The 24,959-nt window shown below is 47.2% G+C and carries 28 protein-coding genes; all 28 read left to right on the forward strand.

The features are described from left to right. Positions 1–23: 23 nt before the first annotated feature. The 28 genes from ACLTOQ_RS08005 (at position 24) to ACLTOQ_RS08140 (ending at position 24,953) form a co-directional block, all read left to right on the forward strand. Positions 24–923 (forward strand): Flp pilus assembly protein CpaB, encoded by a 900-nt coding sequence (locus ACLTOQ_RS08005; RefSeq protein WP_021915683.1) that lies wholly within the window; start codon positions 24–26, stop codon positions 921–923. After that, positions 920–1,729: a hypothetical protein gene (locus ACLTOQ_RS08010; protein ID WP_021915684.1), complete on the forward strand. Its 810-nt coding sequence runs from the start codon at positions 920–922 to the stop codon at positions 1,727–1,729. The genes ACLTOQ_RS08005 and ACLTOQ_RS08010 overlap by 4 nt, the downstream gene beginning before the upstream one ends. Then, positions 1,723–3,249, forward strand: a complete 1,527-nt coding sequence (locus tag ACLTOQ_RS08015) for an ATPase, T2SS/T4P/T4SS family (RefSeq protein ID WP_412319216.1) — start codon at positions 1,723–1,725, stop codon at positions 3,247–3,249. Before ACLTOQ_RS08010 ends, ACLTOQ_RS08015 begins: the two co-directional genes overlap by 7 nt. After that, entirely contained in the window at positions 3,246–4,175 is a 930-nt protein-coding gene (locus tag ACLTOQ_RS08020) for a type II secretion system F family protein (RefSeq protein ID WP_021915686.1), read from the forward strand. Before ACLTOQ_RS08015 ends, ACLTOQ_RS08020 begins: the two co-directional genes overlap by 4 nt. 5 nt (positions 4,176–4,180) lie before the next feature. Next, a complete protein-coding gene (locus ACLTOQ_RS08025) occupies positions 4,181–5,053 on the forward strand; it encodes a secretion protein F (RefSeq protein ID WP_262586105.1) in 873 nt (290 codons plus the stop codon). 16 nt (positions 5,054–5,069) lie between these two features. Further along, positions 5,070–5,477 (forward strand): DUF4320 family protein, encoded by a 408-nt coding sequence (locus ACLTOQ_RS08030; RefSeq protein WP_021915688.1) that lies wholly within the window; start codon positions 5,070–5,072, stop codon positions 5,475–5,477. Positions 5,478–5,509: 32 nt separating this feature from the next. Continuing rightward, positions 5,510–6,064 (forward strand): hypothetical protein, encoded by a 555-nt coding sequence (locus ACLTOQ_RS08035; RefSeq protein WP_412271412.1) that lies wholly within the window; start codon positions 5,510–5,512, stop codon positions 6,062–6,064. 75 nt (positions 6,065–6,139) lie between these two features. Continuing rightward, positions 6,140–6,718 (forward strand): DUF6550 family protein, encoded by a 579-nt coding sequence (locus tag ACLTOQ_RS08040; protein WP_021915690.1) that lies wholly within the window; start codon positions 6,140–6,142, stop codon positions 6,716–6,718. A 167-nt stretch (positions 6,719–6,885) separates the two neighbouring features. Then, on the forward strand, positions 6,886–8,484 hold the full coding sequence (locus ACLTOQ_RS08045) for a hypothetical protein (protein WP_262586239.1): 1,599 nt from the start codon (positions 6,886–6,888) through the stop codon (positions 8,482–8,484). Positions 8,485–8,503: 19 nt separating this feature from the next. Next, positions 8,504–8,842, forward strand: a complete 339-nt coding sequence (locus tag ACLTOQ_RS08050; protein WP_021915692.1) for a DUF3852 domain-containing protein — start codon at positions 8,504–8,506, stop codon at positions 8,840–8,842. A gap of 24 nt (positions 8,843–8,866) precedes the next feature. Continuing rightward, a complete protein-coding gene (locus tag ACLTOQ_RS08055; protein ID WP_021915693.1) occupies positions 8,867–9,772 on the forward strand; it encodes a conjugal transfer protein TrbL family protein in 906 nt (301 codons plus the stop codon). Between the two features lie 23 nt (positions 9,773–9,795). Further along, entirely contained in the window at positions 9,796–10,335 is a 540-nt protein-coding gene (locus ACLTOQ_RS08060) for a DUF4259 domain-containing protein (RefSeq protein WP_021915694.1), read from the forward strand. An 11-nt stretch (positions 10,336–10,346) separates the two neighbouring features. Next, on the forward strand, positions 10,347–11,570 hold the full coding sequence (locus ACLTOQ_RS08065) for a DNA cytosine methyltransferase (RefSeq protein ID WP_262586099.1): 1,224 nt from the start codon (positions 10,347–10,349) through the stop codon (positions 11,568–11,570). A gap of 12 nt (positions 11,571–11,582) precedes the next feature. Further along, entirely contained in the window at positions 11,583–11,849 is a 267-nt protein-coding gene (locus tag ACLTOQ_RS08070; RefSeq protein WP_021915697.1) for a hypothetical protein, read from the forward strand. After that, positions 11,846–12,445, forward strand: coding sequence for a hypothetical protein (locus tag ACLTOQ_RS08075; RefSeq protein ID WP_330667332.1), 600 nt, complete (start codon positions 11,846–11,848; stop codon positions 12,443–12,445). The genes ACLTOQ_RS08070 and ACLTOQ_RS08075 overlap by 4 nt, the downstream gene beginning before the upstream one ends. Positions 12,446–12,486: 41 nt before the next feature. Further along, entirely contained in the window at positions 12,487–14,361 is a 1,875-nt protein-coding gene (locus ACLTOQ_RS08080) for a VirB4 family type IV secretion system protein (protein ID WP_412271356.1), read from the forward strand. A gap of 9 nt (positions 14,362–14,370) precedes the next feature. Then, positions 14,371–15,378, forward strand: a complete 1,008-nt coding sequence (locus tag ACLTOQ_RS08085) for an amidoligase family protein (protein WP_021915700.1) — start codon at positions 14,371–14,373, stop codon at positions 15,376–15,378. A gap of 13 nt (positions 15,379–15,391) precedes the next feature. Continuing rightward, positions 15,392–15,895: a gamma-glutamylcyclotransferase family protein gene (locus tag ACLTOQ_RS08090; protein ID WP_021915701.1), complete on the forward strand. Its 504-nt coding sequence runs from the start codon at positions 15,392–15,394 to the stop codon at positions 15,893–15,895. Between the two features lie 242 nt (positions 15,896–16,137). Next, positions 16,138–16,938 (forward strand): C40 family peptidase, encoded by an 801-nt coding sequence (locus ACLTOQ_RS08095; protein ID WP_262586096.1) that lies wholly within the window; start codon positions 16,138–16,140, stop codon positions 16,936–16,938. Positions 16,939–16,967: 29 nt separating this feature from the next. After that, positions 16,968–17,210, forward strand: a complete 243-nt coding sequence (locus ACLTOQ_RS08100; RefSeq protein ID WP_021915703.1) for a DUF6103 family protein — start codon at positions 16,968–16,970, stop codon at positions 17,208–17,210. A 346-nt stretch (positions 17,211–17,556) separates the two neighbouring features. Further along, positions 17,557–17,964, forward strand: coding sequence for a ribbon-helix-helix domain-containing protein (locus ACLTOQ_RS08105; RefSeq protein ID WP_021915704.1), 408 nt, complete (start codon positions 17,557–17,559; stop codon positions 17,962–17,964). Positions 17,965–17,970: 6 nt separating this feature from the next. Further along, positions 17,971–19,323 (forward strand): MobP3 family relaxase, encoded by a 1,353-nt coding sequence (mobP3, locus tag ACLTOQ_RS08110; protein WP_021915705.1) that lies wholly within the window; start codon positions 17,971–17,973, stop codon positions 19,321–19,323. An 11-nt stretch (positions 19,324–19,334) separates the two neighbouring features. Beyond that, entirely contained in the window at positions 19,335–20,264 is a 930-nt protein-coding gene (locus tag ACLTOQ_RS08115) for a DUF3991 and toprim domain-containing protein (RefSeq protein WP_262586091.1), read from the forward strand. Positions 20,265–20,272: 8 nt separating this feature from the next. Next, positions 20,273–22,045, forward strand: a complete 1,773-nt coding sequence (locus ACLTOQ_RS08120) for a type IV secretory system conjugative DNA transfer family protein (protein ID WP_412319217.1) — start codon at positions 20,273–20,275, stop codon at positions 22,043–22,045. Positions 22,046–22,057: 12 nt separating this feature from the next. Then, positions 22,058–22,312 carry a helix-turn-helix domain-containing protein gene (locus ACLTOQ_RS08125; RefSeq protein WP_262586087.1) on the forward strand — a complete coding sequence of 85 codons (255 nt, stop codon included), beginning with the start codon at positions 22,058–22,060 and terminating at the stop codon, positions 22,310–22,312. Between the two features lie 262 nt (positions 22,313–22,574). Next, positions 22,575–23,642, forward strand: a complete 1,068-nt coding sequence (locus ACLTOQ_RS08130) for a hypothetical protein (RefSeq protein WP_262586085.1) — start codon at positions 22,575–22,577, stop codon at positions 23,640–23,642. A gap of 44 nt (positions 23,643–23,686) precedes the next feature. Next, positions 23,687–24,082, forward strand: coding sequence for an SH3 domain-containing protein (locus tag ACLTOQ_RS08135; protein ID WP_262586083.1), 396 nt, complete (start codon positions 23,687–23,689; stop codon positions 24,080–24,082). A gap of 328 nt (positions 24,083–24,410) precedes the next feature. Beyond that, positions 24,411–24,953, forward strand: coding sequence for a sigma-70 family RNA polymerase sigma factor (locus ACLTOQ_RS08140; protein ID WP_021914493.1), 543 nt, complete (start codon positions 24,411–24,413; stop codon positions 24,951–24,953). Positions 24,954–24,959: the final 6 nt, after the last annotated feature.

Raw genomic sequence — 24,959 nt, forward strand, 5'->3', positions numbered from 1 at the left:
TGTAGAGAAAAAGGAGAATATCAATGCAGTTTTTTAAGAATCGGACAGTTTTGGGGGTAATGTGTATTGCAGCGGCACTGCTGATCTGTTTCGGCATCACGCCGCTTTTTAACAAAAGTCTTGCAAATAAGGCGGAGATCGTGCGGGTCGTAAAGCAGATTAAAAGCGGGGAAAAGATTACGGCGGATATGGTAAAGACAGTGGAAGTAGGAAGCTTTAATCTTCCTGAAAATGTAGCGCGAAACCCTTATGCGGTGATCGGGAAGTATGCGGTGGCAGATTTTGTGGAAGGGGACTATATCCTGACTTCCAAGGTGGAAGTGGAACCGGCTGCAGAAAATGCTTATCTGTATCATCTGGATGGAAAAAAACAGGCAATCTCCATTTCTGTAAAAGCCTTTGCCAATGGCTTGTCCGGAAAGTTAAAGAGCGGGGATATTGTTTCAGTGATCGCGCCGGATTACAAAAAGCAGGGGACGACAGAAATACTGCCGGAATTAAAATACATGGAAGTGATCGCGGTAACGGCATCCAGCGGAAATGATGCGAATACAGAAGCGCAGGAAGAAGGGGAAGAAAAAGAGCTTCCGGGAACCGTAACGCTTTTGGCAGCCCCGGAGCAATCAAAGCTTTTGGCAGAGCTGGAGGCGGAAGGGAAAATCCATTTATCCCTGGTCTATCGTGGAGAACGGGAAAATGCTGAAAAATTTGTGGCTGCTCAGGATTCCATTTTAAAGGGATTGGAAAAAGAAAAGGACGGGAAGGACAACGGACAGACAGAAGATATGGAAGTGCATGTAACCGATAAATTGCCTGAAAATGATGCTGAAGCAGAAGATACAGCAGAGGAAAGCCTGTCTGCAGATGAAATACAGGAAAGCGAAGAAAGTACAGAAGAGCCGCAGGAGGTGCAGGAGCCTTGAATTTTATAAAAAACAGCATTTTCTGCCATCAGCCAGAGGAAGAGGAAGCGTATCGGGAGGAACCGGAAAACCAGATGCTTGCGGTGTGGGGGAGTCCGGGGTGCGGAAAAACGACAGTCGCATCCAAGCTTGCCATGCGGCTGGCAATGCAGAAGCAGGACGTAGCACTGCTTCTGTGCGATATGAATACGCCAATGCTGCCCTGTATCTGTCCTCCGGGGGAGCTGGAAGAAGAGCATTCTTTAGGAAGTATCCTCGCAGCAGCCCATGTGACGGAGAATCTTGTGCGGCATCATTGTATTACCCATAAGAAACTCCGGCATCTGACAATCCTTGGAATGCGGAAAGGGGAGAATGAATACACTTATCCGCAATATGAAAGGGTGCAGGCAGAGGAACTGCTGGAGTGTTTGAGGAAGATCGCACCATGTATCATCATTGACTGCAGCAGCTATATCGCCAACGACATCCTTTCCGCAGTTTCCCTGATGGAGGCTGATTCTGTGTTGAGGCTGACAGGGTGCGACCTGAAATCTGTCAGCTATTTTTCCAGCCAGCTGCCGCTTTTGAAAGAAAGTAAATGGGATGCGGACAAGCAGTATAAGGCTGCGAGTAATGTTCGGCCGAATGAAGCGAGCGCACATATGGAGCAGGTGTTGGGGAATACCGTATTCCAGATTCCATATTCCCGAGAAGTGGAAGAGCAGGTGCTGCAAGGAAACCTGTTTAAAGAGCTGGGATTAAAGGAGAGCAGAGGCTTTCGGAGGGCGATAGAGGCGGTAACCGGGGAGGTGTTTGGATGTTAGGCGAAAGGCGAAGCCGGGCCGGATGGTGCGCAGACCTATCTGAAGCTTTTAAAAATCCAGATGTAGAGGAAACAGAGGCGGCGACGGAAAGGGAGCAGAAAGAAGAAAAGGGACGTTTACCTGAAAACAGACCCTGCACAGGAAAAGAACCGGGCAGGATGAAAAGCAGCGACCTGTTTTTTGCCTCAGGAGAGAGCCGGGGTTTTTCTTCCGTGCTTCGGGAAGTGCAGGGGTATCTGTCAAAGGAGTACAGCGGTCTTGTAACGGCGGGGGGAAGCGATGAGGTCAAAGCACAGATCAGGCGGTTTGCAGGAAAGTATATCCAGGACCACAGGATATGTGTGGCAGGGATGGGGACGGAGGAGCTGATCGATGCTATTTATTCCGAGATGGCGGAATTTGGCTTCCTGACAAAATATGTTTACGGAGAAGGGATCGAGGAGATTGACATCAACGCATGGGACGATGTGGAGGTACAGTTTTCGGGCGGGGAGACGAGAAAGCTGGAGGAACATTTTGAAAGCCCGGAGCATGCGGTCAATGTGGTCCGTCGGATGCTGCATGTATCCGGTATGGTGCTGGATGATGCCAGCCCGAGCGTGCTGGGACATCTGGCTAAAAATATCCGCATTGCTGTGCTAAAAACCCCGGTGGTGGATGAAGATGTGGGTGTCGCAGCGTCAATCCGTATCGTAAACCCGCAGAATATGAAAAAAGAGGATTTTATAGATGGCGGGACTGCCACGGAGGAAATGCTGGATTTTCTGGCGGAGTGTATCCGATATGGCATTTCCGTGTGTGTGGCGGGGGCAACCAGCTCGGGAAAAACAACACTTCTGGGGTGGCTTTTGACAACCATACCGGACAATAAGCGTATTTACAGCATCGAGAACGGTTCGAGGGAGCTGGCTTTGGTACGCAGAAAAGAGGGACGGGTGGTAAATTCCGTAATCCATACCCTGACCCGTGACAGTGAAAATGAGAGGCAGAGGATTGACCAGACGGCGCTGCTCGATATGGCCCTTCGGTTTAATCCGGATATTATCGTAGTCGGGGAAATGAGGGGACCGGAGGCAAATGCGGCGCAGGAAGCGGCACGGACGGGAGTGGCGGTCGTGACGACGATCCATTCCATGAGCTGTGATGCGACATACCGCCGGATGGTTTCCCTGTGTAAGCGTGCAGTGGAGATGCGGGATGAAACGTTGATGGGTTTTGTGACGGAAGCGTATCCGATCGTTGCGTTCTGTAAGCAGCTGGAAAACAAGGAAAGGCGTTTAATGGAGATCATGGAATGCGAGATACTTCCGGACGGGACACGGAGCTTCCGGCCATTATTTGAGTATCAGATTGAGGAGAACCGGATCGAAAACGGGAAATTTATTGTAAAAGGCAGCCACCGGAGGGTCAATGCCATTTCGGATAGCCTTAGGAGGCGGCTGATGGAGAATGGGATGCCGCAGGAGATGTTGGTGCGGCTTGCTGCACCGTTGAATGGAAGGAAGGGACAGAAAAAATGATCGCAATAGAAACGCTTGCCTGTGCAGGGCTGGTAACAGGGCTTTTTTTGCTTCTGAATCTCAATATATCAGAATTTACAGAGGGGCTGTTTGATTCGTTTATCCATCCCAGACAGGGGATCAGGGAAAAAATCAGGGAATCGACAGGGAAACGAAAGAAGGGAATCCTGCGCCGGGAGATTCTGGAAGCACAGGAAGTGCTTGAATTGACCGGGCGGGGGGAACGGTTTTCAATGGTGTGCGCCGTTTCGCTCATACTGTTTTTGATCGGGGCGGTCTTGGCAGGGCTTTTGGGGAGTTTGCTCTTAGCCCCGGTTTTGGCGTCAGGATTTTTGTTTCTCCCGTTCTGGTATGTGAAGCTGACCGCGCACCATTACAAAAGGGATGTATCGGCGGAGCTGGAAACAGCGTTGTCCGTGATAACGACGGCATACCTTAGGACGGAGGACATCGTGACGGCAGTAGAAGAAAATATTTCGTATCTGAACCCGCCGGTATCAGAAGTGTTTGGAGCGTTTCTGATGCAGGTGCGGATGGTGGACCCGGATATTGACGCAGCACTGCATACGATGAAAAGACGGATTGATAATGAGGTGTTCGGGGAATGGTGTGATGCTCTCAGCGACTGTCAGAGAGACCGCAGCCTGAAAACGACGCTTGTACCGATCGTGTCAAAATTATCCGATATGCGTAATGTAAACGCAGAGCTGGAATACCTCATCGCAGAGCCGAGAAAGGAGTTTCTGATCATGGTCATCTTTGTGGTTGGGAATATCCCGCTGATGTATCTGTTAAATAAAGAGTGGTACGGAGTGCTGATGCATACTGTCCTGGGGCAGGTCATCCTTGCAGGGACAGCGGCAGCAATTTTTATTTCAGCGGGTTTTGTAGTGAAACTGACCCGTCCGATCGAGTACAGGAGGTAATACCAGTGACAGTTCTTCTTTTTTTATTTGGTGTATTTCTGGCGATGGGGCTGTTTTTTCTGGCAAGCTCTTTTTTAAGGCTCCCGACGCTCAGGACGGCGCGGGCGATGCTGGGGACGGTCCGGCAGGAAAAAAAGACGGTAAAGACCATAGAAGCCTGTCTGATGTCAGCGGCAGTGTATCTGTCAAAATATATCCATATGGAAGCATACCGGAGAGGGAGGCTGGACCGGATATTAAAGGCAGGGGGAATGAACCTTTCCCCGGAAGTCTATCAGGCGTATGCCCTTGTAAAGACAGGGGCAGTATTATTGGGTACCATCCCCTGTGTGCTTTTTGTTCCGCTCTTAACCCCGGTAATCGTCATTTTGGCGGTGCTGCTATACTTTCAGGAGATGCAAAAGGCCGACGAACGGTTGAAAGCAAAGCGGGATGAGATTGAAGCGCAGCTTCCGCGGCTGGTCGCAACGATCGAACAGGAATTAAAATCAGGCAGGAATGTGGTCGGGATGCTGGAGCGGTTTCGCATGAATGCGGGAGAGAGCCTTTCAGGTGAGCTGGATATCCTGATAGCGGATATGAGGTCCTCTAACTATGAAGCTGCATTAACACGTTTTGAATCAAGAATCAACTCCCCGATGCTGTCGGATGTGGTAAGGGGGCTGATAGGGGTGCTGCGCGGGGATGACAGTGCTGTGTATTTTCAGATGCTGTCCCATGATTTTAAGCAGATCGAACTGCAGAGGTTAAAGGCAGAGGCGCAGAAGATACCGCCTAAGATAAGGGTGTTTTCCTTTGTGATGCTGATGTGTTTTTTGCTCACATATCTTACGATCATCTGTTATGTGGCAATAGAGAATCTGGGCGGGATGTTTTAAAGAAAGAAGGGGAAAGATGGGAAAACGGTGGAAACGGCTGTGGCGGGACCGGAGCGGGGAAGGATATGTGGATATGGTCGTTCTGGTCCTGTGCGGGATGCTGGTGCTGGCGCTGTGTGTGCAGGTACTCCCGGTGTTTGTAAAAAAACAGCAGCTGGATGTGTTTGCTACAGAGCTGGTGCGGGAAGCGGAAATATCAGGTCGGGTGGGGGCAGAAACCGACCGTCGGGAGGAAAGCCTGATTGAAAAAACAGGTCTGGAACCGGATATCTCATGGTCGCAGGAGGGGCGGATACAGCTAAATAAGGATGTGTCCGTAACGCTCACCTATGAAACAAATATCGGACTGTTTGGAAAATTTGGTTCGTTCCCGGTCACATTGCGGGCAGAGGCGTCAGGGAAATCGGAGGTGTATTGGAAATAAAAGGCGGACGGAAAGAAAAGATAAGAGGACTGGTGTGCAGGACGATAGAATGCCTTAAGGGGAAGGGCGGTTCAGGAGTTCCGATGGCGGCAGCGGTAACGTTGGCGTTATTGGTCATTTTTTGCGGAATCAGCGAGTATTTCCGGCTCCAGATTATTGCAGTCGGAGTAAGGGATGCATTGGAAGATGCGATCATCTCCGTGGTAAATGATAATTATGCAGGGGTCTATCATGGTGTGCGGGAGGGATATTCCGGAAGTTATCAGCCCTTTGGGGAGGATGCCTGGGAAGAAACGTTGGATACGGGGGATGTGTACGGACAGCTGGACAGAATACTTGGGACACAGCTGGATGGCGGCAGGCGTTTCAAATATATGGGGGATGGACAGACAGAAGAATTTGCGCTGGATGGGCTGGAAGTTACGATACGGAATGCACCGTTTGCGCCATCAGACCCGTCGGGGACACAGCGTTTTGAAGCGGAGGGAATAATCCGGATGGAAGCCCCGGTGCGTTTTTTAGGGAAAATGTTATTACCGCTTGAGATGGAGTTGAAAGTTCAGGCAGGATATACGGAGGTTTTTTAGGTAGTGATAGACTTTGCGGACCGTTTATAGTATGTTGTGGTCAGGGGAACAATGGATAAATATGGAGGAAGAGAGATGAAACTGACAGAAAAGGCAAAAAGGTATCTTCTGGTTTTAGGAGGCATTTTATTGTGTGCAGGGCTTTTGGTGGCAATCTGGTTCCAGCTAAAGCCGGAAGCTGTGCCGGAGGAACGGTTTGAGGCAGAAACCGGGGAAGTTACAGAGATAACGGTGGATATGGAACAGGAGGAAGAAAAAGGGCAAGGGGCGCAAAACGGGGATGGGATAGTGGAGACAGAACCGGAGAGCCTGCAGGCTGAAACAGAATCGGAAACCGAATCGGGAGAGACAGCACAGGATGGCTTGGAGAATGGGGCGGATGACGGACAGGAGAAGGACACTGTGCAAAGCATCCAGCTGGATGTGAAAAAACCGGAGGTGCCGGAGGAGGCGTTAAAAAACCCGGATCAGCAGCCGGGAGAAAATGCACCGGGGGAAACAACGGGGCAGGAGGAACCTCAGGCGGGCGACACGGATGGTGGACAGATTTTTATACCGGGCTTTGGCTGGGTGGAAAATGAGGGCGGCGGCAGCTCGGGAACTGTCGCGCAGGATATGTATGAAAACGGAAATAAGATAGGCGTGATGGATTAAACATCATGGGGAAAAGCACCGCATAGAGCGGTGTTTTTTTCGTATATGGGAGGAAAGCGGTGAAAGGAAAATGGAGGATTTTATGTGCTGTGTTCCTTTGTTGCTGGCTGTGTGCCATTCCAGTGAAGGCAGTGGGGGATGGAAATGTGGACGGCGGCGGGGGAAGCATGGGGCAGGGGAGCAGCCAGAATGTGTGGTCGCCGGGCAATGACGGGGTGCGTGTGACGGTGGTCCGGGCAGAGGGCAGGGAGCCGGTCACAAGGCCGGTCGACCTGACAAACAAAAAACCGAAAATAGATTACTCTTTCGGGAAGGTATGTAAACTTTCTTATTCTGGAGGAACTGCCCTGTCAGTGGATACAGGCACTTATGAATATGTGAACCCTGCGCAGGCACTGCCTAAGATTATCAGTTCTCAAAGCAATGGTGCTGCCAATATCGAAGCGATCAAAAATTATTTTACGGATGAACAGGTCATCAGGAGTATCGCAGGTTTGACCGGGATGGACTTTGAAGTGTTGGTAAGCGGGGGATATAAGCTGCTTTTAGAGCCGGTCGGTTATTACCGTTTTCAGGGGAGCATGATCGCAACGACCGCTACGGAAGCTGCGCTTTATGATGAGAAACTAAGCGGCGGGCTGCGGAAGCGGATGGTATCTTTTACGCATAAAAACCTTCCGCTGTCCATGTTTTTGGAAACAGGGGATTTAGGATATCCGGCGTGGGGAAAGAGCACGGACCAGACGGTATCGGATGAAGAAATAAAAAGCAGCCTTGGGCTTGGGATTGTCCGGTTTCAGGATATCCTGCCGGAAGGACCGGAAGTAGCGAGCTATGACTATGAATACCGGACAAATACAGAAGTCATCACGTCTGTCCGGATCAAGGGGGGACAGAGCGACCCGGAGCATCCGGTAACTGTGACATTTCAGATAGGTGGGCGTGATTACAGGGTAGAAAATGTCTATTATCCGGAAGGGGAGGAACAGCTGGCATGGGTACGATGGACAACGCCAAAAGAGGAGCAGGTCATGGAAATCCCTGTAACGGTAGAGGGAGGCGGAACTGCAGAAAAAGGGATCATTACGGCAAGGATTACAGAGCTTGGGAAAAATCCCCCTCCGGACCCGAATGCGGACGATAGAAACGATAGCTTTCAGGCTGTGCAGATACCTTATCGGAGTGAAGCAACAACGACAGGATGGAGTGTGTGGAAGCCGTGGTGGAAGGCAGAATGGGTCTGGCATGAGACACCGGAGGCAGAGGAAGAGGGATATTGGGTTGACGAAGGCTGGTGGGAGTTTTTGCTGGAACGTCATTCTGCCAGCCTGAGTGCATCTATGGAGCTTTGGGGGGATGAAAAATCCCCGACTGCAAATGGGAAAACGATGAAATCAGGATACGGGTTTCATGAAAGGGTCATGACTTCTGTGCAGACAGACCAGCCGGATGCGGTAACCCCTGCGCAGAATGCAGTCACCTATTTCCCGGAATTCGGATATAAAACCTTCTGGAGATTATTAGAGCGCATGGGGGATGGCTATGGCATGACCCATGAATTTTTTGAAAACAGCTACAGCACTTACAGGGGGAGGACCCATTTTACTCCAATCTGGTATCCGGATGGAAGTTATACGCCATATACATGGCTGATGGATTGTTGGACTCCGGCGGGGATGCTTGCCAGGAATCTGACGGATACCTTGCAGATACAGGGGAACCTATGGGAAGACTGGCATATCGCGCCCCAGAATCCGTGGAGATGAAAAAGAAGGGAGATTTTAAATGCAGAAAACAAAAAAAGTCGTGTGTTTACTGGGGGCTGTCATGCTGGCGGCAGGGATGATGGCGTTCCCCGTGTGTGCAAAGGAAGCAAATGTGGCGGGCGTGATCGAGGAAACATGGAGCAGTGCGGCAGGGCAGATAAAAACTGTGGTGGACAACGTGGTGTTCCCGGCGATAGATATGATCCTGGCAGTTTTCTTTTTCGGGAAGCTGGGGACAGCATATTTTGATTACCGCAAACACGGGCAGTTTGACTGGGCGCCGCCCGCTATCTTATTTGTGTGTCTTGTGCTGATGCTGACTGCGCCGATGTATGTATGGAAGATACTCGGAATCTGATAAAAAGGGACAGGGGAGCGGCAGATGTTTATATGGGATTTTGTTGCGGACACGGTCCTGGGGCAGATTACGGACTGGGTCTATGGACAGATCGTAGGATTTTTGGGAAGCTTTTTTGCTCAGATGGGAAATATGGGGGCAGACCTGTTTGAAATGGAATGGGTACAGGCAATCGTAATGTTTTTTTCCTGTCTGGCATGGGCTTTGTATGTGACAGGTCTTGTGGTAGCAGGGTTTGAGTGTGGGATAGAGTATCAAAATGGAAGAGGGAGCATACGGGAAACTGGGGTAAATGCGTTGAAGGGCTTTTTTGCGGCAAGCTTGTTTTCGACCGTGCCGGTGGAGCTGTACCGCCTGTGTGTATCGCTGCAGGCAAGTCTGACGCGTGGCCTGAGCGGTTCCGGGGAGACATTTGGGGAGGCGGCGCAGCGGATACTTTCCTCGCTAAAGGATGCCGGGACCTGGCAGGAAGCAGCTGTGTCGGGCGTGTTTGGCGGGATATCTGCAGTAGACAGCCCGATTTTAATGATATTCCTTTTGATCTTGATGGGATATGCGGTCATAAAGGTGTTTTTTGCAAATTTAAAAAGGGGAGGCATCCTTCTCATCCAGATTTCTGTTGGAAGCCTTTATCTGTTCAGTGTCCCGCGGGGATATACAGATGGATTTATCAGCTGGTGCAAGCAGGTGGTAGGGCTGTGCCTGACAGCTTTTTTGCAGGCAGTGATCCTGACGGCAGGGCTGATGGCAGTAAAGGACCATGCGCTGTTGGGGATGGGGCTGATGTTATCGGCAGGGGAAGTCCCCCGGATCGCAGGGCAGTTTGGGCTGGATACAACAACGAGGGCTAATGTAACGGGGGCATTTTATGCGGCGCAGGGGGCGATAAACCTGACCCGGTCTGTGGTGCAGGCAATCACGGTAAAATAAAAACGATATCAGGAGGTTTGGAAATGGGATGCTGGGGAATCAAAGCCTTAGAGTCGGATGAAGGGCTGGATATTATAATCGAGCTGGAAAAGATACTTCCAAAGGACGGGCATTTGCAGTTGGAGAAGTTGAGTGGGGGAAGCAAATGCTGGGATGCTTATGGGGATGTGTGCGAAGATGGGAAAGTGCATACAAAGCCAATGGTGTTGGCAGAGGTCATTATGGCGTATCTGGATGGGGAGCAGTATAGATTATATGGAGGTTCCGATAAAAAAAGCAAAGAAATGAATTTTGCAAAAATAACGCAGTTTGAAGGAAAGCGGAAAACGGTCATGGTAATCCGAAACTATTTGAAAGATATGCTGAGACGGAGCAGGGAAAGGAGCAAAGAATATCAGTGGAACGGCTGGCTGAAGGAAGAAAACTGGATTGGCTGGCAGGGGCATGTTGAAAATCTGATAAAGCGGCTGGAGGAGCTTTTGGAAAAGGAAGGGGATACTATCCAGTTTTGGAATGCAGGAATGCAGAGGGCTGAGAAAAAGCAGATGATGAAATTGGAATAAGGGGGAGCTGAATGTGGACATTGGGGAGTCTGTTCGATGGGATCGGGGGATTTCCGCTGGCAGCTGTCCATAATGGGATAAAGCCAGTTTGGGCAAGCGAGGTAGAGGCATTCCCAATCCGGGTAACAAAAATCCATTTCCCGGAAATAGAACATTTAGGGGATATCACGAGAGTCGACGGGAAAAATATCCCTCCTGTGGATATTATCTGCGGCGGCAGCCCCTGTCAGGATTTGTCCGTAGCCGGGAAAAGAAAAGGGCTGTCGGGAGAACGGTCAGGATTATTTATGGAACAGGTGCGGATCGTAAAGGAGATGAGGGATGCAGATGGTACAAGAGGGATATCAGATGACCTTAGACGACCTCGGTATATGGTCTGGGAAAATGTGCCGGGAGCATTCAGCAGTGCGGCGGGGGAGGATTTCAGGGCGGTCCTGCAGGAAATCATCCGGATCGCAGACTGTTCCTGTGATGTGCCTCGACCTGACACCGGGCGCTGGGAATCTGCTGGGGCTGCCATTTTGGGAAAACGATGCAGCGTGGCTTGGCGAGTGCTGGACGCTCAATACTGGGGAGTCCCCCAGCGTCGCCGTCGAATCTTTCTTGTGGCAGATTTTGGAGGACTCACCGCCCCAAAGATATTATTTGAGCCAGAAAGCGTGCCGGGGGATACTGGAAAGGGTAAAAGCAAGGGGGAAGAAGCTCCCGGAGCAGCTTCTTTGGGCGCTGAAGAAACAGGCGGGGATAGAAGGATGACAGGAGAAGAAAACAGGAAGTGTGCCATGAATCCCAGAAGCTATTGTATTACGGGAAATATTATCGGCAGACAGTTGCAGAATGGGGGAAATGGCTTGGGGTGTCTGCCGGATGTGAGCTACAGTCTGACGTGTATGGACCGTCATGCGGTATTTTGTGAGAAGGAAACTTATCAGAAAACAGTCGGGACGCTCACTTATTCAGATTATAAGGGAGCAGGAAACCAGTATATCAATGGGGATAAGTGCGTTGTAGAAAATAAAGAACAGGTGCGCCGCCTGACACCATTGGAGTGCGAACGGCTGCAGGGGTTTCCGGACGGATGGACGGATATTCCGGGGGCATCTGACAATGCGAGATACCGTGCCCTTGGAAATAGCGTGGCGATTCCCTGTGTGGACTTTGTCCTGCGGCGGATCGCTTGCTTTTTGCAGAAAAACAGAGAATTGGATGAAAACGGAGATTTTGAAGGCGTGTGAGGAGAAAAAAATATGTATATTTACCCTGATAATTTAAAGTCAAGGGCTACCCTGTGGCTTTGGCAATTAAAAGACCTTGGGATTACAGGGGTCTGCGCGGTGGCGTCGGTGCTGGCGCTGACACAGGCGGGAATCTTTTTCCCGGCAGTGCTGACGGCAGTTTATGCGTTTCTGACGATCCGTTTTGAGGATGCCAGCATTCTGGATTTTATCAGATATGCATGTGAGTTCTTCTTTATCCGTCAGCAGAGCTTTGAATGGAGGAGGTGTTCAGAGTGAGCGGATATATAGGGAAAAGGGAAAGAAAGCGGAGGCAGGAGACAGATACGCGCCATCTGATCGGTGTACAGGCACTTACGGAATATGGACTTGTGACATACGGTCAGGAGACGCTGGTGTATTTTCTGATAAAACCGGCAAATTTATCCGTGCTGTCAGAAGCGAGCATCGGGAGACGGATATATGCATTGATGACGGTGCTGAAAGGGGTAGCGGAAGTTGAGATGTTATGCTTAAACAGCAGGGAGAGCTTTGAAGAGAATAAACTGTTCTTACGCAGGAGGATGGAGGAGGAACAAAACCCTGTGGTGCGCAGCCTGCTGGAAAAAGACCAGAAGCATCTTGACCGGATACAGGTTCAGATGGCAACAGCGAGGGAATTTTTAATCATCGTCCGGTTGAAGGAGGAAGAAGAGCGGGAGGCTCTGGCTTATCTGTCACGAATTGAAAAATCCCTGAAAGAACAGGGCTTTTCTGTCAGCAGGGCGGGAAGGGAGGACATCAAGCGCCTTCTTGCCGTATATTATGAGCAAAATGTGACAACGGAAAAGTTTGAAGATTTTGACGGAGAGCGTTGGATCATTCAGGAGGATTAAAAGGGCAGGAACTTATATAACAGGAAAAAATCGAATCCCGGATGCCGGAAGGCAGACGGGATTTTTTCAGTCATGGAGGCAGAAAGTTGAAAAAACATCAGAAAGATTTTGAGGAAAACAGGGAAGATTCTCATATCCGGGAATTTCTGGATATGATTGCGCCGTCAGTGATCTGGTTTGAAACAGACCATTTTATATGCGGGAATACTTATCGCTGTGTATGGGCGATCAGGGAATACCCGACTGCGACGGATGAGCAGGCAATCCTGTCCCATCTCGGGGAAAAGGATGGCGTAACGCTCCACATCTATACCCGTCATGTTACGGCGATGGAAGAAAAAAGGATCATCAGCAACGCGGTAAATAAAAACCGGTTGGACCGGAGCAGCACGAACGATCTACAGCAGACTGTGCTGGCAGAAAGTAACCTTCAGGACGTAACGGCGATTGTGGCGCAGATGCACAGAAACAGGGAGCCGCTTTTGCATACGGCGGTCTATCTGGAGCTGTGTGCCCATGACCTGGAGCGTTTTAAGCTTTTACAGACAGAGGTACTGACAGAACTGATACGTGCGAAGTTAAATGTGGACCGTCTGCTTTTGCGGCAGCAACAGGGATTTCGGTGTGTGATGCCGACAGGGAGGAATCTATTCGGGGATCAGTTTGAACGTGTATTGCCCGCCAGCAGTGTGGCAAACCTTTATCCGTTCCATTATTCCGGAAAAACGGACCCGAATGGATTTTATGTCGGGAAGGATAAGTTTGGAAGCAATGTGATCGTGGATTTTAACAGACGCACGGATGATAAGACCAATGCAAACATCCTGATTTTGGGAAACAGCGGACAAGGGAAAAGTTATCTGCTGAAGCTCATCTTAACAAATTTACGGGAGGCGGGCATGCGGATATGCGCCCTTGACCCTGAAATGGAATATGAAGAGCTTACGAAAAATTTGGGTGGATGTTTTATCGACCTGATGGGCGGCGAGTTTTTGATCAATCCGCTGGAGCCTAAAATATGGGATGACAGCAGCGGGCTAGAGGATGCGGATGCACCTCAGACGTTCCGCATCCGGTCGCGCCTGTCACAGCATATCAGCTTCCTGAAGGATTTTTTTAGGAGCTATAAGGATTTTACGGACAGGGAGCTCGATGTGATAGAGATCATGGTACAGAAGCTTTATGCCAAGTGGGGAATCAGTGACAGAAGTCATTTTGACCGCATGAATTCTTATGATTATCCTGTTTTATCAGACCTGTATGATTTTATGGAAGAGGAATATAAAGGGTTTGATGAAAATGGCAAACAGATTTATACGGCAGAAATGCTGCAGGGAATCCTGTTGGGGCTGCATTCCATGTGCATGGGGGCAGAAAGTAAGTTTTTTAACGGGCACACCAATATCACAGACTCCGGGTTTATTACCTTTGGGGTAAAGGGACTTTTGCAGGCGAGCAGGAGCTTAAAGGATGCGTTGCTTTTTAATGTGCTTTCTTTTATGAGCAATGAACTGCTGACACAGGGAAATGCGGCGGCAAGTCTGGATGAATTTTATCTGTTCCTGTCGAACCTGACCGCCGTGGAATATGTGCGTAATTTTTCAAAGAGGGTAAGGAAAAAGGATTCGGCCGTGATCATTGCGAGCCAGAATCTGGAGGATTTTAATCTGGACGGCATACGGGAATATACAAAGCCGTTGTTTTCAATCCCGACCCATCAGTTTTTGTTCAATGCCGGGAGCATCGATGCAAAATTTTATACAGATACCCTGCAGCTGGAAGAATGTGAATATCAGCTGATCCGGTATCCGCAGAGGGGCGTGTGCCTTTATAAATGTGGAAATGAGCGGTATAACCTGATGGTGCATGCGCCGGAGCACAAGGCAAAGTTGTTTGGGGATGCCGGCGGGAGATAGAGGGGGAGAATGGAACTTAGGGAGCAGAGGTTTGGGATAGAGATCGAAATGACAGGGATCACAAGGGCAGGGGCGGCCAAGGTAGCCGCCACATATTTTGGGACAAGGTCGGAATATGTGGGCACCTATTACCAGACATATGCAGCCGTGGATCAGGAGGGACGACAGTGGAAATTCATGAGTGACGGCAGCATCCGGGCGGAAAAGAAGGTTAACGGGGAGAAAAGAGCGGCGGGTGCAGTATATCGGACAGAAATGGTCAGCCCAATCTGCAGATATGAAGATATTGAAAAAATTCAGGAATTAATCCGTGAGTTGAAAAAGAAAGGTGCGATCGTAAATGAGAGCTGCGGCATCCATGTGCATATCGATGCTTCTCCCTTTGACGCAGGGAAACTGAGAAACCTTACAAATATCATGGCGGCAAAGGAGGACCTGATCTATAAGGCGCTTGGGGTGTCAGTGGAGAGACAGCATCGATGGTGCAGGCCTGTGGAGGAACGTTTTCTGGAAGAATTAAACAGACGGCGTCCGACCAGTATGGAGGCGGTAGAGGAAATCTGGTACAACGGCAGGAGCAGGAGGGGACAACATTATGACCAGAGCAGGTATCATTGTCTGAACCTCCATTCGGTTTTCCAGAAAGGGACGGTTGAATTCCGGCTGTTCAACGGGACGCTCCATGCAGGGAAGATCAAGGCATATATCCAGTTTTGTCTTGCAGTTACGGCGCAGGCATTAAATCAGACCTGTGCGAGCAGAATCAGGACGGAGACAACGAATGAGAAGTATACCTTCCGGACGTGGCTTTTGCGGTTGGGATTAAATGGAAAAGAATTTGAAACAGCACGGTATCATCTGCTGAAAAATCTGCCGGGGTGTATCGCGTGGAGAGACCCGGCTCAGGCAATCGCACAGCAGGAGCGGCTGCGGCGAAAACGGGCAGAAAGCTGCAGGCTGCAGGAGCAGGCAGCTGATGAGGAAACGGAAACAGGAACGATGATGATAAGAGGATGAGGAGAGAAGAAAAATGGGCAGAAGGACAAGATTGTATATGGCATACGGGAGCAACATGAATCTGGAGCAGATGGCTGACCGGTGCCGGACCGCAGAAGTAGTAGGGAAGGGGATATTGAAAAATTATGAGCTGCTGTTCAGGGGCGCAAGGCACGGAGCGGTTGCGACGGTAGAGCCGCGGGAAGGAAGCAGTGTTCCGGTGGTGCTTTGGGAGATCGGTGCCCGGGATGAGGTGGCGTTAGACTGTTATGAAGGGTATCCGAGATTGTATAGGAAGCAGATGATGGAGGTGGAAGTGGATGGGAAATGCCAGCGGGTCATGGCATATGTCATGACTCCCGGACGGGAATTTGGGATTCCATCGGAACATTACGCAGAAATCATCCGGGAGGGATACCAGTCAGCAGGTTTTGATGCAGAGATTTTGGAGGAGGCCATCCAGAGGGCATATGGACTGGCAGAAAAAAGTCTGCAGGAAAACCAGCAGGGCACAGGCGGTGTCCGGATGGGATATTAACAGATATCAACATGGAAGGGGGAGGGCTTGTGTCGGTATCAGGGGCAGTGTTTGCCGTAAAAGGAGCGCTTACAGCAATGACTGATGAACGTGTCAGGACGGCAGTTTTGTCCGTGACAGCAGCCATTTGTATCCCGTTTTTTCTTATCATTTCAGTAATGTTATGTTCCTTATCAGGTACTGCTGATCATAACAGGCAGGCTGTATTTTTGTCTTTTTATGGCAGTGGGATATCTTTAAAAATGCCGGAGGAGTATAGAAGTTATATCCGGGATATGCAGGAAAGCTTTCAAGATCTGGACAGGGAGATTGGTAAAATAAATAAGGATGTCAGGGACGGGGCAGTTGATGCAGATCTGGTCAAGTCATATTTCTATACACTGTTTTTCGGGACAGAACAGGAACATATGAGGAGAGCCGATTACAGGAAATTTGCGGAATGCTTTGTTTCTTTTGAAGAAATAGAGGATGAGAAAGGAAATATCGTTACGGTAACGGTTCCTGTTTCTGACCAGAACCAGATATGCCAAAGCCTGTCGCAGTTGCTTGGAAAAGAGATCCGTGTGGAGGATAAAACCAATGCCCGCAGAATTTACAGTCTTGTAAAACAAGGAGGAGGTATCGGAGGAGGAATGAACGGAGAAGCGGGGGAGGCGATGGGAGATGGAAGTTTTGCCGCATTGATGGAGGAAGCACGGAAATATATCGGGATGGATTATGTGTGGGGAGGAAGCTCCCCGGCGACCGGATTTGATTGCAGCGGTTATATTTGCTGGGTCTATACACAGTCGGGGGTATGTTATCTGCCCCGGACAACAGCGCAGGGGATTTATGACCAGTGTGCCTCCGTATCACAGGGGGAGGCACAGCCCGGAGATTTGGTGTTTTTTACAGGGACATATGCTTCAGGAAGCGCTGTAAGCCATGTGGGGATTTATGTAGGTGGGGGAAGGATGCTCCATGCAGGTGACCCGATCGGGTATGCGGACTTAAACGCTGCTTATTGGCGGAGGCATCTGTATGGGTATGGACGGTTGTTTTAGCTGCGGATGAAAGCAGAGAAAGGGAACAAATGAAAAATACGACATTAACAATCACATTTAATACGGAGAAACTGGATGCGCTTTTCTTCCATATGGGGAAAAAGGATGCAAACCTTCAGGAAGAATTAAACGACATCATCCAGAAGCTTTATGAAAAATATGTGCCGCTGGCGACCCGGGAATACATCGACGACAGGGTAAGCCGGGTGGAAGAGGCAAGAAATACTGGAAGAAGGCAGAGCAGGGCGGCAGCCAGAGGGGAAGAGGAATAGCCCTGTAAGCGTCTGTGAGCCGCTGTGTGGGCTTTTGGGAGCAGGGGCGGGGAAATGTGCATGAGTGCCAGTCAAGCGCGCGTTTGGCGAAGTTTGGGAAAGGGCAGGATTCCGGAGAAAAAGAGGATGGGACAAGGTCGAAATGTGTGCGGGTTAAAGGGCGGGTGGCTTAAAAAAGCCTCCTCGCCCGTAATACACCGCCCGGCAAAGCCGTGCGGGAAAACAGGATGCCACCCATGAAACATTTTTTGCAGGGTTCAGGTGGCAGAAACGGCGAAAACCGGGAAAGGAAGCAGTTTTTTGGGTGGCTCTGCAAAAAGGGAAAGGGATAAAAGGAGAAAGGGGGATGGACACGGAAAAAATAAAATTTTCAATCCGGATGGATGAAGAGCTTGTCAGGACAGCAGATGCTTATGTGCAGGAGGGGATGGCGTTGAGCCGCACAGAGATGATAGAGGACGCTTTACGGTTTTATCTGGGATTCCTTTCTGCTGAAAAATCGGAGGATTATCTTTTGCAGTCCCTCTCGTCTATGCTGGGAGGGACTGTGAAGGACAGCGAAAACCGTCTGGCGCGGATGGATTTTAAAATGGCAGTGGAGCTGGCAAAGCTCTGCCATGTGGTTGCATACAGTCATGAGGTGGATGAAGGGGATTTGCAGAAGCTCCATGCAAAATGTGTGGAGGAAGTCAGCCGTATCAACGGAACAGTCCTGTTTGAGGATGCATACCGGTATCAGAGGGGACGGGAATAAAAGTATATGGCAAAGCTGATTTTTACATCCCGCTATCTGCGGGATGTCCCTGCGCCGCGGATAGAACATTATGTCCGTTATATAGGAACACGGGAAGGCGTTGAAAAAATGGCAGGGGGACGGGATAACCTTCCGGCGACCAAAAACCAGAAACAATATATCGAGGAGATGGTCCGGAAAATCCCGGAGGCAAGGGAGCTGTTGGAATACATGGATTTTTCAGAGCATCCGACAATGGGGAATGCATCGGAGCTGATATCCTGTGCGTTGGAGCGTTATGTGGATTTTTCAGGGAGTATGGAAAATTATGTGGATTATATAGCAAACCGTCCGAGAGTGGAGCGGGTCGGGGAGCATGGTCTGTTTACTGACGCAGGGAAGCCTGTCATGCTGCGGCAGGTGCAGAAAGAGGCAGCGGAACATAAGGGCGTGATATGGACGCATGTCATTTCTTTGAAGAGGGAGGATGCCGCGCGGCTGGGATATGACCGGGCAGAACAGTGGATGGCGCTATTAAGGTCAAAGCGGGCGATGCTCTGTAAACATATGAAAATCGACAGCGCAGACTTAAGGTGGTATGCAGCCTTTCATAATGAGGGACATCACCCCCATGTACATCTAATGGTGTATTCTGCAAGGGACAATGATGGCTATCTGACCAAAATGTCGATTGAGGCGATGCGGTCGGAACTGGCACATGACATTTTCCGGCAGGATTTTGCAAACATCTATGATAAGCAAAATCAGGCACGAACGGAAATGAAGGAGGAAAGTGCGGATGTCATAAAACAGCTGATGGAAGAGATGAAAAGCGGGATGGTAAAAAACATGGAGCTGGAAAAAATGCTTCTTGCTTTATCGGGGAAACTGAGCCATACAAAAGGGAAAAAAGTTTATGGATATTTGAAGCGGGACGTAAAAAATCTGGTGGACCGGATCATAGATGAGATTGCGGAAGATGAACGTGTGGATGCGTTATACAAGGAATGGAATAAATGGCAGGGAGAAATCCGGAAATTTTATGAAAACAGCCCGGAAAAACAGGTGCCGCTGTCGCAGTGCGCTGCATTTAAAAGCCTTAAAAACCTGATTATCAGTGAGGCAATGCAAATAAGCCATAATGTGCGGAGTACCGAGTGGATTCAGGGGGAAGTTGCGGTCAGGGAACCTTCTGTATTTTTTGCTACAGTAAGGCTGATGACTGGTCTGCAAAAAATATTTCAGGAAGAGTTCCGAAAAGAAAACAGGACGGGAAGATATCATATTGACAGGAAACGGAGAAAAAAGCTGACTGAGAGACGGCGTGCGCAGGGGCATCGGACAGATGACCATGAACCGGAACAGCAGATAGAAGGATAGGGGGCTGGGAAATGGCAGGTTTTATTTATTTTACAGAAGAACAGAAGCGGCGTGCCAATGAGGTAAATCTGGAAAGTTTCCTTTTACGGCAGGGGGAGCGGCTTTTAAAATCAGGCAGGGAAAAACGTCTTGCCAGCGACCATAGCATCACGGTGAGGGGAAACCAGTGGTATGACCATGCGATCGAGAAGGGCGGAGGAGCTATCGATTTTGTAAAAATGTTTTATGGGAAAGATTTTCCGGATGCGGTGACAATGCTTTTGGATGGAGAGCAGGGAGAAGTCTGTTATTCGGATATCTGTGAAAAGGGAAAAAGCAGGGAAGAAGGAAAGCCATTTGCCCTGCCGGAGAAAAATACAGAAATGCGGAGGGCGTTTGCCTACCTTACAACAACCAGAGGAATCAGCAGGACGGTCCTGGCTGAATTTATAAAACGCAGGATGATCTATGAGGACCGGAAATATCATAATGCAGTGTTTGTTGGATATGATAAGAGCGGTGTGGCACGTCATGCCCACAAGCATGGGACATTTACGGGGGGGAAGGCATTTAAGGGCAATGAAGAGAGCAGCGATCCGAAATACAGTTTTCACTGGACAGGTAAGAGCGGCAGGCTTTATGTGTTTGAGGCACCGATAGACTTGCTCTCCTTTCTGACCCTATATCAAAAAGAATGGGAGCAGCACAGCTATGTGGCACTTTGCGGATTGTCGGAACAGGGACTGTTCCAGATGTTGGAAGATGTGCCGTACATCAGACAGGTTGCATTATGCCTGGACAGGGACAGAGCGGGGCTTCAGGCAGAAGAAAGAATACAAAAAAATCTGGAAGGGCGGGGATACCGGGAGGTGTTCCCGCTTTTTCCGTCAGGAAAAGACTGGAATGAAGACTTGCAGGAGCTGATGGCTAAAGGGAGGAGAGAAAACCTGCAGATGCAGTAGGGAAAAGTATGGGAAATTATCAGATTATTCTTTTTATTGTCGCAGGGATAGGGATGATGGCGCTTCTTGGAGGTTTGATGTTTTTATCAAATCAATATAGCCTGAATGGGATTAAATCAAAGACGGTGGGCGACGGACAGTATGGGACAGCCCGTTTTGCAACAGAAAAGGAAATTCGGGAAACGTATGTGAGAGTGGCTTATGAACCGGAAAAGTGGAGGCGGGGGGAAAATCTGCCAAAAGCTCAGGGATTGGTTGTAGGGTGGCGGAGGACCGGAGGGAAAATTGACGCATTGATAGACAGCGGGGATATCCATTGCCTGATGATCGGGGCTGCGGGCGTCGGAAAGACGGCCCATTTTCTGTATCCCAATATCGAGTATGCCTGTGCATCCGGCATGAGCTTTTTGACAACTGATACAAAAGGCGATCTGTTCCGGAACTATGCGGGGATTGCAGAGAAGTATTATGGATATCAGACTTCGATACTGGATTTGAGAAATCCGACCCGCTCTGAAGGAAATAATATCCTGACGCTGATTAATAAATATATGGATATTTATCTGGAGGAACCGGAGAATCTGCAGGCGAAAGCAAAAGCGGAAAAATATGCCAAGATCACTGCGAGAACGATTATCTGTTCAGATGGCTCATCTGCAGGAAACTATGGCCAGAATGCATATTTCTATGATGCTGCAGAAGGGCTTTTGACTTCTGTAATCCTGCTTGTTGCGGAATATTGTCCACCGCCGAAAAGACATATCGTTTCTGTGTTTAAGCTGATTCAGGATATGATGGCTCCGTCACCGGTAAAAAACCGCAGCCTGTTCCAGATATTGATGGACAAGCTGCCGGAGAACCACAAAGCGAAATGGTTTGCGGGAGCAGCCCTAAATAGCGGCGATCAGGCGATGGCGTCTGTCCTTTCTACGGCAATGAGCCGTCTGAATGCATTCCTGGACAGTGAGATGGAGCAGATACTCTGTTTTGACAGTACGATGGATACGGAAAGCTTCTGCACCAAAAAGTCTGCGATTTTCCTTGTGCTGCCGGAAGAGGATAATACGAAATATTTTATGGTATCCCTGTTTTTACAGCAGCTTTACAGAGAAATGCTGATGATAGCGGATGAGCACGGGGGAAAACTCCCGAACAGGGTCATGCTGTTTGCGGACGAGATTGGAACGATCCCGAAAGTCGAATCGATGGAAATGATGTTTTCCGCAGGACGTTCCCGTCGGATCAGTATGGTACCGATCATCCAGAGCTTCGCCCAGCTGGAAAAAAATTATGGAAAAGAAGGCTCCAGCATTATCATAGACAACTGTCAGGATATCCTGTTCGGTGGCTTTGCCCCTAATTCGGAAAGCGCGGAAATCCTCTCCAAAGCGCTGGGGAACAGGACAGTCCTGGGCGGGTCTGTTTCGAGAGGGAAGCATGACCCGAGTCAGAGCCTTCAGATGATGGGACGTCCCCTGATGTCCCCGGATGAATTAAAGACGCTGCCCAAAGGGAACTTCATTCTGGCAAAAACGGGATGCTGCCCGATGAGGACGCAGCTACCGTTATTTTTAAAGTGGGGGATTCACTTTGAAGAGCCATATGAGATGCCGGAAAAAGCAGCCCGTCCAGTGTTTTATGCAGACAGGTTTGAGCTGGAAGAGGAAATAATGCTTCGGAATGGTTTTTGGGAAGATGAGGAGGAAGAAGATGTAGATGAAGAGTGTGAGGAAGATTCGTTTTGGGAAGAGAGGCGAAAATCCCCGTTACGGACAGACTGAAAGGAGAATGCAGTGGGATATTTTCAAGAAATATATCAGGCGGAGATACCGCACCGGTGTGTGACGGTATATATGTATCTGAAAGACCGGACAGGCAGGAAAGGAACCTGTTGGCCCGCCATCGGAACTATTGCACGCGACTTAGGACTGTCGCGCAGCACGGTAAAGAGGGCGTTGAAGGATCTGGAGGAAAAGGGATATTTGAAGAGGGAAATCCGTCACAGGGAAAATGGGGGGTTTACTTCAAACCGCTATACCATTTTGTAATTTAAAAGGGCACACCTGGGGAGAAGTGTGCCCTGACAGTGAACCGGGGATAGGGGCAGGATGAACCGACAGGAAGGAAACAGGGGAAGAAAGTAATAGGGGCAGAAGGGAAAAATGTCACGAAATGCAATAGTTTTGACAGGAAAGAAGAAACTGGTCAATTAAAGAGTAAAATACATAATAGTCTTAGGGAAGGAAACAACGAAATTTTAAACAAAAATAGGAGAAGGTTAGTAATACTAGATTTTGATAGGAGGAAAAAATGAAAGTAAATGTTTTACTACTTAATTCAATTATTATTTCACTAATATCAGGATGTACATTTTTTCCTGATGTTGAAGTAGATGATATTTCCCACATAGAAAGCGAAATATATAATCCAGCTTATACAGAATGTATGGATGATGATATGACAAAAACTCAAATTTTTAACAATAAAAATAATTTTTTGGTAAGAGAAACTACAGACGGTTTTTTCTTATGTGGACCAATAGATGATAAATTAGGAATCTATTATAAAGACAATAATGCGGATATTTGGAAATTGTGTTGTGAGGGAACTTGTATTTTAGGACCAATTTTTGATAATTATTTATATTTTTTGTCAGCTGATTTTGAAAATAATAAAATATTAATGGAACGGATTGATGTTGAGTCATTGAAAAAAGAGGTGCTATGTACGAGTAGTATATTATCTTTTGATAATATTGCTATATATTCAAATTTGTTAATAGTTTATTCTGGAAATGATCTTTCAAATGGAATTGTATTTGAAATAGATGAAAATAATAGAGTGTCTCAGGAATATACGATATTTGAAAGTATGATAAGCAATGAGTTTACAGAAGGAGAATATCGAATTTCAGCTGATTATAAACAAATATATTATGTTGATAATAATGATTATCATGAAGTTTACCGATTTAATCCTTTTGAATGTTCGTATCAATATATTAATAGAGTTGATAATATTGAATTGCTGACTGAAGAAGGGATTGTGTTTAGTCATAATAAGTATCTATATTTATTAGATGGATTAAGTGGGGATATTGAAAAAATTAGTAAAATAGAAGCTGATTTTGTGCTAGTAAATTATTCAGATAATTGTTATTATGTGCTTCTTACAAAGCAAAATAATGTAGAAGAGCTTGTTTGCATAAATTCGGATGGTACATCTAAACATATCTACAATTTTGAGAATGTTGTATTTCCAGCACGTTTGTGTATTAGTGTTTTAGATAATAAAATTTTGTATTATGATAATACAATGCAAAAAATTTATTCTATTGATACAGAAAACGGAATAGCCAAATTAGTAAGTAATTTGTAATATAAAAACTATCTGAAAAAAGGATGCCTAAGAAGGAGGTCTCTATGAATATTATAAAAAAGAAATTTGCATACTTGTTTGCTATGGGAGTTTTTGTATTAGGTATTTCAAGTAGTATTCCTGTGTTTGCTGCTTCAAGTTCAAACTCTATCATACATAAAAGAGAATATATGACTTTATGGGTTAAAACGGATGGCGGAAATTTAAACGTTCGAGAGGATGCTTCTCTATCTGCAAAAATAGTTGGAAAACTCAAAAATGGAACTCGTATTAGTGGATGGAGTGTTTTCGGAAAAGAGGCAGATGGATATTCATGGACACACGTAACTGCTCCTGATATAAATGGAGTGGAGATTTGGGGATGGGTTGTAGATGATTATTTAACAGGTGTGGAACCTAAAAATAATCAGATAAATAGTTTTTCAGCAGATGTTGGATAATTAATAATATAAATTTAAAAATTTGCATTCTTTTTTCAGATTTGATTTTAGGGGGGGGTTATCATTGAGTTGGTAACCTCCTATTATAATATATTCAAATATTGATGCTAATGAAGAACAATTCGTAGAAATTCTAAAATAATAAAATAATCTAGAAATTTTCAAAAAAAGTTTTTGTTGGTTTTTATAAATATAAATAGTGTTTAAATGTGCAATTTTAAAAGAGTATTTGATATTAGAATAAGTATTTGATAAAGCTATAATTATTTAATATAAGGTTTACAAAAAAGATGCATTTCTCTTTTTGATAAGAAAGGAGGAATGCAATATGAAAGATGAGTTAGCTAAAACTATCAAGAGCATTAAAGAAGGAGAAAAGGAGGAATTTGAAAAAATTATAGATAAACTAAATCCGATTATTACGAAATATGTACGTGCAATTTATGATGGTGATAAAGAAGATATTAGGGAAGAATATATATTGGCTTTATGGGAAGCTGTTAATAAAATCCAATACGTAAATAGCGATGGGGAATGTTTAAAGTATTTGCATACATCAATAAAGAATAAATTTCATGAATTATATAGGAAACAAAAGATACATAGAGATAATGAAGTGAAAAATGTAGGAGAATTATTTTGGGATTTTCTTGAGTCATCTGAAAATCAATATTCATACATTATTTGTGTGGAGAGTGTGCATCAAATATTAAATTTAAATTCTAAAAAAGAGTATGATATAGTACATAAAATGTTTATAGAAGAAATGACAGATGTGGAAATTGCGGATATATATAAGATATCGAGACAATATATAAATTGTATACGCAGAAAATATAAAAAGAAACTTAAAGAAAAATTGTTTGAATAATAGAAG

Origin of the sequence: Gallintestinimicrobium sp. (genome assembly GCF_046968865.1) — a bacterium.
In the GTDB taxonomy this organism is placed as follows: Bacteria; Bacillota; Clostridia; order Lachnospirales; family Lachnospiraceae; genus Gallintestinimicrobium; species Gallintestinimicrobium propionicum.

What these genes read in the sequence shown, in the direction of transcription:
- ACLTOQ_RS08020 (WP_021915686.1), top strand. Translation starts at nt 3,246, where the DNA reads ATGATCGCAATAGAAACGCTTGCCTGTGCAGGGCTGGTAACAGGGCTT.
- ACLTOQ_RS08090 (WP_021915701.1), top strand. Translation starts at nt 15,392, where the DNA reads ATGGGCAGAAGGACAAGATTGTATATGGCATACGGGAGCAACATGAAT.
- ACLTOQ_RS08055 (WP_021915693.1), top strand. Translation starts at nt 8,867, where the DNA reads ATGTTTATATGGGATTTTGTTGCGGACACGGTCCTGGGGCAGATTACG.
- ACLTOQ_RS08105 (WP_021915704.1), top strand. Translation starts at nt 17,557, where the DNA reads ATGGACACGGAAAAAATAAAATTTTCAATCCGGATGGATGAAGAGCTT.
- mobP3 (WP_021915705.1), top strand. Translation starts at nt 17,971, where the DNA reads ATGGCAAAGCTGATTTTTACATCCCGCTATCTGCGGGATGTCCCTGCG.
- ACLTOQ_RS08045 (WP_262586239.1), top strand. Translation starts at nt 6,886, where the DNA reads ATGGGGCAGGGGAGCAGCCAGAATGTGTGGTCGCCGGGCAATGACGGG.
- ACLTOQ_RS08065 (WP_262586099.1), top strand. Translation starts at nt 10,347, where the DNA reads ATGTGGACATTGGGGAGTCTGTTCGATGGGATCGGGGGATTTCCGCTG.
- ACLTOQ_RS08060 (WP_021915694.1), top strand. Translation starts at nt 9,796, where the DNA reads ATGGGATGCTGGGGAATCAAAGCCTTAGAGTCGGATGAAGGGCTGGAT.
- ACLTOQ_RS08070 (WP_021915697.1), top strand. Translation starts at nt 11,583, where the DNA reads ATGTATATTTACCCTGATAATTTAAAGTCAAGGGCTACCCTGTGGCTT.
- ACLTOQ_RS08115 (WP_262586091.1), top strand. Translation starts at nt 19,335, where the DNA reads ATGGCAGGTTTTATTTATTTTACAGAAGAACAGAAGCGGCGTGCCAAT.
- ACLTOQ_RS08080 (WP_412271356.1), top strand. Translation starts at nt 12,487, where the DNA reads ATGCCGGAAGGCAGACGGGATTTTTTCAGTCATGGAGGCAGAAAGTTG.
- ACLTOQ_RS08050 (WP_021915692.1), top strand. Translation starts at nt 8,504, where the DNA reads ATGCAGAAAACAAAAAAAGTCGTGTGTTTACTGGGGGCTGTCATGCTG.
- ACLTOQ_RS08130 (WP_262586085.1), top strand. Translation starts at nt 22,575, where the DNA reads ATGAAAGTAAATGTTTTACTACTTAATTCAATTATTATTTCACTAATA.
- ACLTOQ_RS08120 (WP_412319217.1), top strand. Translation starts at nt 20,273, where the DNA reads ATGGGAAATTATCAGATTATTCTTTTTATTGTCGCAGGGATAGGGATG.
- ACLTOQ_RS08040 (WP_021915690.1), top strand. Translation starts at nt 6,140, where the DNA reads ATGAAACTGACAGAAAAGGCAAAAAGGTATCTTCTGGTTTTAGGAGGC.
- ACLTOQ_RS08015 (WP_412319216.1), top strand. Translation starts at nt 1,723, where the DNA reads ATGTTAGGCGAAAGGCGAAGCCGGGCCGGATGGTGCGCAGACCTATCT.
- ACLTOQ_RS08135 (WP_262586083.1), top strand. Translation starts at nt 23,687, where the DNA reads ATGAATATTATAAAAAAGAAATTTGCATACTTGTTTGCTATGGGAGTT.
- ACLTOQ_RS08100 (WP_021915703.1), top strand. Translation starts at nt 16,968, where the DNA reads ATGAAAAATACGACATTAACAATCACATTTAATACGGAGAAACTGGAT.
- ACLTOQ_RS08005 (WP_021915683.1), top strand. Translation starts at nt 24, where the DNA reads ATGCAGTTTTTTAAGAATCGGACAGTTTTGGGGGTAATGTGTATTGCA.
- ACLTOQ_RS08085 (WP_021915700.1), top strand. Translation starts at nt 14,371, where the DNA reads ATGGAACTTAGGGAGCAGAGGTTTGGGATAGAGATCGAAATGACAGGG.
- ACLTOQ_RS08095 (WP_262586096.1), top strand. Translation starts at nt 16,138, where the DNA reads ATGCCGGAGGAGTATAGAAGTTATATCCGGGATATGCAGGAAAGCTTT.
- ACLTOQ_RS08140 (WP_021914493.1), top strand. Translation starts at nt 24,411, where the DNA reads ATGAAAGATGAGTTAGCTAAAACTATCAAGAGCATTAAAGAAGGAGAA.
- ACLTOQ_RS08030 (WP_021915688.1), top strand. Translation starts at nt 5,070, where the DNA reads ATGGGAAAACGGTGGAAACGGCTGTGGCGGGACCGGAGCGGGGAAGGA.